The sequence below is a fragment of the Streptomyces sp. B15 genome, assembly GCF_018070605.1.
In the GTDB taxonomy this organism is placed as follows: Bacteria; Actinomycetota; Actinomycetes; order Streptomycetales; family Streptomycetaceae; genus Streptomyces; species Streptomyces smyrnaeus.
The window spans coordinates 1-11160 of sequence record NZ_JAGPXJ010000146.1; the positions used below are offsets into that span (position 1 = coordinate 1).

2 protein-coding genes are annotated in these 11160 nt (G+C 71.4%); both read right to left on the reverse strand.

Going from position 1 to position 11160, the window contains the following annotated elements; genetic code table 11:
* A partial coding sequence (locus KBY19_RS34255) for a type I polyketide synthase (protein WP_210967398.1) occupies nt 1-10039 on the reverse strand: 10039 nt, incomplete at its 3' end.
* A 22-nt stretch (nt 10040-10061) separates the two neighbouring features.
* On the reverse strand, nt 10062-11160 hold a 1099-nt coding region (locus KBY19_RS34260; RefSeq protein ID WP_210967399.1), incomplete at its 5' end, for a beta-ketoacyl reductase.

An 11160-nucleotide genomic window follows, 5' to 3' on the forward strand; every position in this document is an offset into this window, starting at 1 on the left:
CCTCCGCCCCCACATACCGCGCAATCTGCACCGCCGCCGACCCCACACCACCCGTCGCCGCATGAATCAACACCGACTCACCCCGACGCAACCCCGCCAACTCCACCAACCCGAACCACGCCGTCAGGAACGTGATGGGCACCGAGGCAGCGGTTCGCCAGTCCCAGCCGTCCGGCACCGGAGCGATCATGCGGGCGTCGGCCACCGCCACCGGCCCGAAGGCACCGTCGAACAACCCCATCACCCGGTCACCAGGCGCCAGCCCCGTCACATCTGGTCCGACCTCCGTCACCACGCCCGCACCCTCGCTGCCGGCGAACAGTCCGTCCGCTTCCGGGTACATGCCGAGCGCTATCAGCACGTCCCGGAAATTGACCCCGGCAGCACGCACCGCAACCCGCACCTGCCCCGACGCCAACGGCTCCTCCACCTCCGGACACGGCACCACCGACACGTCCTCCACCGTCCCGGCAACCTCCTGACCCAACCGCCACGCACACCCGTCCTCCAACGGCACCAGCCGATCGGCGGCAGTACGGGCCAGCCGCGGCACATGCACCTGTCCGGCGCGCAACGCGAGCTGCGACTCCCCGCCGTCCGCCCGCGCGTGGCGCAGCGCGTCGTCGATACCGGCCACATCCTCCGAACCGCCACCCAGGTCGAGCAGGACGAATCTGTCCGGGTTCTCCACCTGCGCGCTGCGCACCAGCCCCCACGCGGCTGCACCCGCCATGTCCGGGGCGCCGCCGCCCTCGACGTCCGTGGTCACGGCACCCCTGGTGACCAGGACGAGCCGTACGTCGGTGAGCCGGGGCTCGGCCAGCCAGCTCTGCAGCAGCCCGAGCACGGAACCGCTCACGGCGAGCGCCTCGGCGTCGTCGTCCGGCGTCTCACGCGGCGTGGAACGGACACCACCCACGCAGGCCAGCACGACGGAAGGGGTGGGCGCCCCGGACCCGAGCGCGTCCACCAGCGCCTCCACATCGCTGTGACACCCCACCGCGGACGCCGACAGACCGAACATGTCGGGACCGAGCAGCGCCCAATCGGCCTCGTCTTCGGCAGCACTCGCCGGATACCCGACCGGCGGCACCCAGTCGAGGACGAACTGGCCCTCCACGCCACGCACGGGCACCAGTTGGCTGACGTCGGCCTGGCGCATGACGACGGAATCGACGCTCAGCACCGGCGCGCCGGACACGTCGGTGACGAGGACACGCACGCCACGTTCGTCCCCGCTCTCACCTTCCCGTAGAGACGTGAGCCGTACCCGCACGGCCGTGGCATGGGTGGCCCAGACGGTGACACCGCTCCAGGCGAACGGCAGCCACGCCCGGTCGTCGTCAGCGGAAACGGCCAGCAGAAGACCGGGGTGCAGCGCTGCGTCCAGCAGAGCCGGGTGGACGGTGAACCCGTCCGGACGGCCGGCCTCCTCGGGCAGCTCGATCTCGGCCAGCAGTTCCTGCCCGTCGCGCCCCTCCCGCCAGACGGTCCGGACGCCCTGGAAGGCCGGACCGTACCCGTATCCGGCAGCCGCGGCACCCGCATAGAAGTCGTCCGTGTCCACCCGGTGTGCTCCCGGCGGAGGCCACTGCTCCAGCGATCCGTCCTCCGCAGCCCCCGCCTGCGGTGCGAGCGTGCCGCTCGCGTGGCACACCCAGCCGTTCACGTCACGATCCTCATGGGACGGGCGTGAGTACACCTCGATCTGCCGCCGTTCATCGGCCTCGGCCGGACGGACAACCACCTGGACGTCGACCGCGCCGTTGTCAGGCAGTACGAGCGGTGCTTGCAGAATCAGTTCCTCGACGCCACCGCAGCCGACCTCGTCGGCCGCACGCAGCGCCCACTCCGCCATGGCCGCACCAGGCACCAGCACCGACCCCAACACCTGATGATCGGCCAACCAGCGCTGCTCCCCCGACGCCGCCACCCGCCCCGTCAGAATCAGCCCACCATCCGCCGTCGCCACAACAGCCGGCAACAGCGGATGCTTCAAACTCCGTAGCCCGGCTGCCTCCATGTCTTCGGCGGGGTGTCCGGGTGCGAGCCAGTAGTGCTGGCGTTGGAAGGCGTAGGTGGGCAGATCGACGGTGGGTCCGGGCGGGAACCAGGGGGTCCAGTCGATGTCGTGGCCGTGGGTGTGGAGTTGAGCGAGAGCGTGGGCGAAGGCGCGTGTCTCGGGTTGCTTGGCGGTGAGGGTGCAGAGAGTGAGGGGGTTGTCTTCGAGGGTGTGTTGGGTGGCGGTGGTCAGGACGGGGTCGGGGCCGAGTTCGAGGTAGGTGTGGGTGCCCAGGTGGGTGAGGGCGGGGGCGAAGTGGACCGGCTGGCGGATGTGGTCGCACCAGTAGCCGGGAGTGGTGATGTGTTCGTCGGCGGGCCGCCCGGTCAGGTTGCTGATCAACGGGAGGGAGGGTGGCTGGTAGTCCAGGCCCTCGATGGCCCGGCGGAAGTCCTCCAGGATGGGTTCCATCGACGGGGAGTGGAAGGCGTGGCTGACCGACAGCCGTTTGGTCTTTCGGCCTCGGGCTTTCCATTCCGCCGCGAGTTGCAGCACGGGTTCTTCGGGGCCGGAGATGACGGTGCTGGTGGGTGTGTTCAGCGCGGCAACCGCCACGCCCTCGGGCAGGTCGAGTTCGTCGGTGCCGGCTTCGACGGCCACCATGGCTCCGCCCTCGGGCAGGGCTCCCATTAGCGTGGCGCGGGCGGCCACCAGCGTGCAGGCGTCCTCCAGCGAGAACACCCCGGCGATGTGCGCGGCACTCACCTCGCCGATGGAGTGGCCCACCACCGCATCCGGACGCACCCCGAACGACTCGAGCAACCGCGCCAGCCCCACCTGCAGCGCAAACAACCCCGCCTGCGCATACGTCGTGTGCTCCAGCCGCTCCGCGCTGCCCTCGAACACCACCTCCCGCAACGAAACACCCAACTGCGGGTCCAGCAACCCACACACCTCGTCAAACGCCCCGGCGAAAACCGGGAAGCGGGCATACAGCTCCGCGCCCATACCCACGCGCTGGCTGCCCTGCCCGCTGAACAGCCACACCAGCCCACCGTCGCCCACCCGCTCGCCCGGGCCGACCACATCCGGGTGCGGCTCACCAGCAGCCAGCGCCCGCACACCCGCACGCAACTCCTCCCCACCCGCACCCAGCACCACCGCCCGCTCCTCGAACAACGACCGCGAGGTCACCAGCGAACGACCCACCGCCCCCACCGCACCCGACACCTGGGCCAAGGCTGCTGCCTGCCCCCGCAGCGCCCCCGCACCCCGCGCCGAGACCACCCACGGAACCACACCGGTGACATCCGCCCCCACCGGCGACACGGACTCCTCCGCGACCGGCGGCTCCTCCACAATCACATGCGCGTTCGTGCCCGAAACGCCGAACGAGGAGACGGCTGCGCGGCGTGGGTGCTCTCCCCCCGGCCATTCCACTTGCTCGGTCAGTAGCCGTACTGCTCCCGACTCCCAGTCCACATGCGGCGAAGGCTCATCGATGTGCAACGACGCGGGCAGCACACCGTGCCGCATCGCCTGCACCACCTTGATCACACCGGCGACGCCGGCAGCAGCCTGGGTGTGCCCGATGTTCGACTTCACCGACCCCAACCACAACGGCCGATCCGCCGCCCGCTCCTGCCCATACGTCGCCAACAACGCCTGCGCCTCGATCGGATCGCCCAGCGTCGTCCCCGTCCCATGGCCCTCCACCACATCCACGTCGGATGCGGCCAACCCGGCGTTGGCGAGGGCCTGCCGGATCACCCGCTCCTGCGACGGACCGTTCGGCGCCGTCAAACCATTGCTCGCACCATCCTGATTCACCGCCGAACCCCGCAACACCGCCAACACCCGATGCCCGTTGCGCCGTGCGTCCGACAGCCGCTCCAACAGCACCAGGCCCACGCCCTCCGACCAGCCCACACCATCAGCCGCAGCCGAGAACGCCTTGCACCGACCGTCCCGCGCAAGACCACGTTGACGCGAGAACGAGGTGAAGACCTCGGGTGTCGCGAGCACCGTCACGCCGCCCGCGAGTGCCAGCTCGCACTCGCCCTGGCGCAGCGCCTGGGCCGCCAGATGCATCGCGACCAACGACGACGAACACGCCGTGTCCACCGTCATCGTCGGCCCCTCAAGACCCAGCGTGTACGCCACCCGCCCGGAGACCACGCTGCCGGAGCCGGCGAGCATCGCGTAGCCCTCCAGCTGGGCGTCGGCGCCCGCCGCGCCGACCGCGTAGTCGTGATACATCACGCCCGCGTAGACACCGGTCCGGCTGCCCTTCAGCGTGACCGGCTTGATCCCGGCGCGCTCCAGCACCTGCCATGCCGTCTCCAGCAGCAGCCGCTGCTGCGGGTCCATGGCCAGCGCCTCACGTGGATTCACCCCGAAGAAGGCCGCGTCGAACGCGGCGGCGTCGCGAACGAAACCGCCCTCGCTCGCATAGCTGGTCCCGGGATGGTCCGGGTCAGGGTGGAACAGCCCCGCCAGGTCCCAGCCGCGGTCGTCCGGGAACGCCCCGATCGCGTCCCGCCCCGAGGCCACCAGATCCCACAGATCCTCCGGCGAACCGACGCCGCCGGGGTAGCGGCCCGCCATGGAGACGATCGCGATCGGCTCGTCGTCCGCCGCGACGGCCGGGGCTCCAACTGTGGCACGAGCCGCGCTCCGACCAGCTGCTCCTTGCCCGCCGTACGCATCGCTCAGCCGCGTCACCAGGTACCCGGCCAGCGCCTGCGGTGTCGGGTAGTCGAACACCAGGGTGGCGGGCAGGCGGACGCCGGTCGCGGCCGACAGCCGGTTCCGGAGTTCCACGGCGGTCAGGGAGTCGAATCCCAGGTCCTTGAACGACGCCTCGACGCGCAATTCGTCGGCCGAACGGTGCCCGAGCGCGCCCGCCGCGCAGTCGGCCACCACGCCGAGCAGCACCTCCAGCCGACCGGTTTCCTCCAGCTCCGCCAGGCGATCCGTCAGTTCCGTGCCGACTGCTGCCCCGCCCGCACCACCGGTTTCACGCGCTGCGGCCCTGCGCTGCGGTCCGCTCGCCGCGCCACCACCGCCGAAGGCGACGAGAGCGCGCCGGTTCAGATGCGCGGCCAACAGATAGGGGTCTCCGTGCCGCAGGGCGAGCTCCAGGAGGGCCAGCGCCTGCTCGGTGGTCAGGGGCGTGCTCCCCGAGCGGCTGAGCCGTGCACGGTCGGCCTCCGTCAGATGGCCGGTCATGCCGCTCGCTTCGTCCCAAAGGCCCCACCCGACCGACACTCCGGGCTGCCCGGCCGCCCGGCGGTGGGCGGCCAGCGCGTCGCAGAAGGCGTTCGCGGCGGTGTAGTTCGCCTGCCCGCCGTTGCCCAGACAGGCGGCGGCCGAGGAGAACAGTACGAACATGCTCAACGGCAGATCCGCCGTCGCCCGATGCAGATTCAGCGCCCCGGCAGCCTTCGGCGCCCAGACGCGGGCCAGGCGCTCAGGCGACTGCGCGGACAGTACAGCGTCGTCCAGCACGCCTGCCGCGTGCACCACACCCGTGAGCGGATGCGCGGGATCGATCCCCGCGACCAGTTCGTCGACGGCCCCGGCATCGGCCACGTCCACGGCGACGAGGCGGACATCGGCGCCGAGACCGGTGAGCCGTTCGGCCAGGTCCCGCGCACCGGGAGCCTCCGGACCTCGGCGTCCGACCAGCACCAGATGACCGACGCCCCGCGACCGAACGAGATGTTCGGCGACCAGACCACCCACCGTTCCGGTACCACCGGTGATCAGCACCGTGCCGTGCGGGTCCAACTCGGGCGGTTGTTCGTCCGGGCCGCGGCGCCTGCTCTCGCCACCGCGCGACAGCCGGGGTACGAGCACCCGCCCGTCCCGCACCGCCACCTGCGGCCGGTCGGCCGCCAGCGCGCTCCGTACCGCTCCGATCGCCGTGTCGACCTCGGCGCCGTCGCCGAGGTCGAGCAGCACGAACCGGTCCGGCTCCTCCACCTGCGCGCTGCGCACCAGCCCCCACACAGCTGCGCCCGCCGGGTCGACGTCACCGTCATCGGCATCGACGGCGCCCCTGGTGACCACCACCAGTCGCGAGTCGGCCAGCCGTGCCTCGGCCAACCACCCCCGCAGGAGGGCCAGCACGTGCTGCGTCGTCTCCAGTCCGTCCCCGGCGAGCTCGACGCCCGCCAGGACCACCGGGGGCGCGGCGGCCCCCGCGTCGAGCGCCGTCACCAACGCATCGAGATCGGCGTACCCGGTGGTGGTGGCAGTGGCAGTGGGGCCCGGGTCCATCGGTGCGGAAAGCGGATCGGTGCCCAGCACCGCCCAGTCCTCCCCGGCAGCCGGTCCCGGCGCGACGTTCGCGTCGTCGGCGAGCGGAACCCAGTCCAGGGCGAACAGTGCTCGCCCGTCGTCCCTGTCCGCCGCCCGCAGTCGTTCGGCCTCGACCGGGTACAACACCAGCGAGTCCACACTCAGCACCGGCGCACCGAGCGGATCCGTCACACTCACCCGCAGGGAGCGTTCACCCTGCGCCCCCTCCTCTCCGGCCGTGATCCGTACCCGTACGGTCGTGGCGTCGGCGGCCCGGAGCACGACACCGTTCCAGGCGAACGGCAGCCACGCCCGGTCGTCGTCCGGGGCTTCGGCCAGCAGGAGACCGGGGTGCAGCGCGGCGTCCAGCAGCGCGGGATGGATCCCGAACCCCTCGGGCCCGCCCGCCGCCTCCGGCAGTTCCACCTCCGCCAGCAGTTCCCGCCCGTCGTGCCCGTCCCGCCAGACGGCCCGCACCCCCTGGAAGGCCGGACCGTACCCGTATCCGAAGGCCGCAGCACGTTCGTAGAACCCGTCGATGTCCACGGGCTCCGCACTCGAAGGCGGCCAGACGGACTCCCCGTCCGAAGCGGACTCGGCAGCCGGCCGGGGCCCGAGCGTGCCCTCGGCATGACACAGCCAGCCGTTCGCGTCATGTTCCTCCTGGACGGGCCGTGCGTAGATGCGTATGCGGCGGCGGCCGTCGGGCGTTGCTGCCTCCACCAGTACCTGGACGTTGACCGCCCCGTTCTCGGGCAGTACGAGCGGTGCTTGCAGGACCAGTTCCTCGACACCGCCGCACCCGACCTCGTCGGCCGCACGCAACGCCCACTCCGCCATCGCCGCACCAGGCACCAGCACCGACCCCAACACCCGATGATCGGCCAACCAACGCTGCTCCCCCGAGGCCGCCACCCGCCCCGTCAGGACCACGTTGCTCTCGTCGGCAACCTCCATCGCCCCGCCCAGCAACGGGTGCCCGGACGCCACCATCCCGAGCCCGACGGTATCGCCGGTACCGCTCCCCGTTCCGTCGAGCCAGTAGCGCTGGCGCTGAAAGGCGTAGGTGGGCAGATCGATGGTGGGTCCGGGCGGGAACCAGGGGGTCCAGTCGATGTCGTGGCCGTGGGTGTGGAGCTGGGCGAGAGCGTAGGCGAAGGTGCGCGTCTCGGGTTCCTTGGCGGTGAGGAGCGGGACGGTCAGCGGGTCGCTGTCCAGGGTGTGTTGGGTGGCGGTGGTCAGGACGGGGTCGGGGCCGAGTTCGAGGTAGGTGTGGATGCCCAGATGGGTGAGGGCCGGGGCGAAGTGGACCGGCTGGCGGATGTGCTCGCACCAGTAGCCAGGAGTGGCGATGCGCTCGTCGGCGGGCCGCCCGGTCAGGTTACTGATCAACGGAAGCGTGGGCTGGTGGAACCGCAGCCCTTCGATGGCCCGGCGGAAGTCCTCCAGCATCGGCTCCATCAACGGAGAGTGGAAAGCGTGGCTGACCGCCAGCCGCTTGGTCTTACGACCCCGGGACTTCCACTCCGCCGCCAGTTGCAGCACCGGTTCCTCGGGGCCGGAGATGACGGTGCTGGTGGGCGTGTTCAGCGCGGCAACCGCCACACCCTCGGGCAGGTCGAGTTCCTCGGTGCCGGCTTCGACGGCCACCATGGCTCCGCCCTCGGGCAGGGCTCCCATCAGCGTGGCGCGGGCGGCCACCAGGGCGCAGGCGTCCTCCAGCGAGAACACCCCGGCCACATAGGCTGCCGTCACCTCGCCGATGGAGTGGCCCACCACCGCATCCGGCCGCACCCCGAACGAACCCAACAACCGTGCCAGCCCCACCTGCAGCGCAAACAACCCCGCCTGCGCACACGTCGTGTGCTCCAACCGCTCCGCACTGCCCTCGAACACCACCTCCCGCAACGAAACACCCAACTGCGGGTCCAGCAACCCACACACCTGCTCGAAAGCCTCAGCGAACACGGGAAAACGCGCATACAACTCCGCGCCCATACCCACGCGCTGGCTGCCCTGCCCACTGAACAGCCACACCAGCCCACCCTCGCCCACCCGCTCGCCCGGGCCGACCACATCCGGGTGCGGCTCACCAGCGGCCAGCGCCCGCACACCCGCAAGCAACTCCTCCCCACCCGCACCCAGCACCACCGCCCGCTGCTCGAACAACGACCGCGAGGTCACCAGCGAACGACCCACCACACCCACCGCACCCGACACCCGGGCCAACGCCGCTGCCTGCCCCCGCAGCGCCTCCGCACCCCGCGCCGAGACCACCCACGGCACCACCCCGGCAACAACATCCGCCCCCACCGGCGACACGGACTCCTCCGCGACAGGTGGCTCCTCCACAATCACATGCGCGTTCGTGCCGGACATGCCGAAGGCCGAGACGGCGGCCCGGCGCGGGCCGGCTCCGTCGACGCGCGGCCATTCGCGCTGCTGCGTCAGCAGACGTATCCCGCCGGACGACCAGTCGACCCGGGTCGAAGGTTCGTCGATGTGCAGAGAGGCGGGCAGCACACCGTGCCGCATCGCCTGCACCATCTTGATGACCCCGGCCACTCCGGCCGCACCCTGGGTGTGCCCGATGTTGGACTTGACCGAGCCGAGCCACAGCGGCCGATCCGCTGCCCGCCCCTGCCCGTACGTCGCCAGCAGTGCGCCCGCCTCGATCGGGTCACCGAGGCGGGTACCTGTGCCGTGGGCCTCGACGGCGTCCACCTCGGACGGCGAGAGCCCGGCGTTCGACAGCGCCTGCCGGATGACGCGCTCCTGGGAAGGGCCGTTGGGCGCCGTCAGGCCGTTGCTGGCACCGTCCTGGTTCACGGCCGAACCCCGCAGCACGGCCAGCACCTGGTGGCCGTTGCGCCGCGCGTCCGACAGTCGCTCCAGCAGGACCAGGCCCACGCCCTCGGCGAGGCTGGTGCCGTCCGCCGCGTCGGCGAAGGGCTTGCAGCGCCCGTCCGGGGACAGCCCGCGCTGCCGGGAGAACTCGGTGAACATCGCAGGTGTCGCCATGACCGTCACGCCACCCGCCAGGGCCAGCTCGCATTCGCCCTGGCGCAGCGCCTGGCACGCGAGGTGGATCGCCACCAGCGACGACGAGCATGCCGTGTCCACCGAGACGGCGGGGCCTTCCAGGCCGAGTGTGAAGGCGATTCGCCCGGACAGGACACTCAGGGCGTTGCCGGTCAGCAGATGCCCTTCCGTACTCCTCTCGATGTGCGGGGTGCCGAATCCGGGGAGCCCGGCGCCGGCGTAGACCCCGGTCACGCTGCCCTTCAGGGCCTTGGGGTCGAGGTGGGCCCGTTCCAGCAGTTCCCAGGCCGACTCCAGCAGCAGCCGCTGCTGCGGTTCCATGGCCAGCGCCTCGCGCGGTGAGATACCGAAGAAGGAGGCGTCGAACAGGTCGGCGTCGTGGAGGAAGCCGCCCTCACGGGTGTAACTGGTGCCCGGGTGATCGGGATCCGGGTCGTACAGCCGCTCCGGGTCCCAGGCAGCACCACGGCCCGTGGGCAGCCCGCCGATCGCGTCCCGGCCGGAGGCCACCAGGTCCCACAGTTCCTCCGGCGAACCGACGCCGCCCGGGAACCGGCAGGCCATGCTGACGACGGCCACCGGCTCCTGGTTCCGCTCCTCGACCTCGCGGAGCCGCTGGCGCGTGTGGCCGAGGTCCGCCGTGACCCGCTTGAGGTACTGGCGGAGCTTGTCTTCCGTGCCGGACGTCACTTCTGGCCCTCCATCAACGGCCTCACAGTTCCCGGTCGATCAGTTCGAAGATCTCGTCGTCGGTCGCGGACTCGACACCGTCGAACGCGGTGCCGATCGAGGCGCCCGTCTCCGTTTCCGCGTTGCCGCCGTTCACCGCGGACAGAAGGCTGGTGAGCCGCCTGGCGAGTCGGCCGCGTGCCTCGTCGTCCAGGTCGAGTGCGGTCAGGCCGCTCTCGATCCGGCCCAGTTCGTGGAGCAGGGGATCGACGGCCCCGGCTGCTGCTCTCTGCGCCGCGTCTCCGTCGGGGACGAGCCGCCGCCGCAGATGCTCCGCGAGGGCGCCGGCTTCCGGGTAGTCGAAGGCCAGGGATGCGGGCAGCCGCAGTCCGGTCGCCGAAGCGAGCCGGTTGCGCAGCTCGACCACGGTCAGCGAGTCGAACCCCAGCTCCTTGAACGGCACATCGCCCTGCACCGCACTCACATCGGCGTGCCCCAGCACGGATGCGGCATGGGTCCGTACGAGGTCGAGCAGCACCCGGCCCTGCTCGTCCGGCGGCAGCGCGGCGAGCCGATCCGCCAGGTCGGCGGACGCTTGCCCGGACGCGGCCGTACGCCGTACGGGCGCTCCTGGCGACGTCCCTGTCGGCCTCCCCACCAAGGTGCGCAGCAGGGCTCCCACGGGTGCGTCGCCCGGACCGGTGGCGGCAGCTGCGCGCGGGTCGATGTCGGCCGCCAGCAACCCCGAGCCGCCGTGCGCGATGGCCGCGTCGAAGAGGGCCAGGCCGTGCGCGGTGGTGAGCGGCTTGAACCCGGTGCGTTCCATTCGGGCGAGGTCGGTTTCACCGAGCCCGCCAGACATCCCGCTCGCCTCCGCCCACAACCCCCAGCCCACGGAGACACCAGGCAGACCAAGGGAACGACGGTGAACAGCAAGAGCATCACAGAACGCGTTCGCCGCCGCATAGTTCGCCTGCCCAGGACTGCCGAACGTCGCGGCGGCGGAGGAGAAGAGGACGAAGAAGGAGAGGGGGAGGTGGGCGGTGGCCCGGTGCAGGTTGTATGCGGCCGTGGCCTTCGGCGCCCATACGCCGGCAAGCCGCTCGGCGGACTGCGAGGCCAGCACGGCGTCATCCAGAACA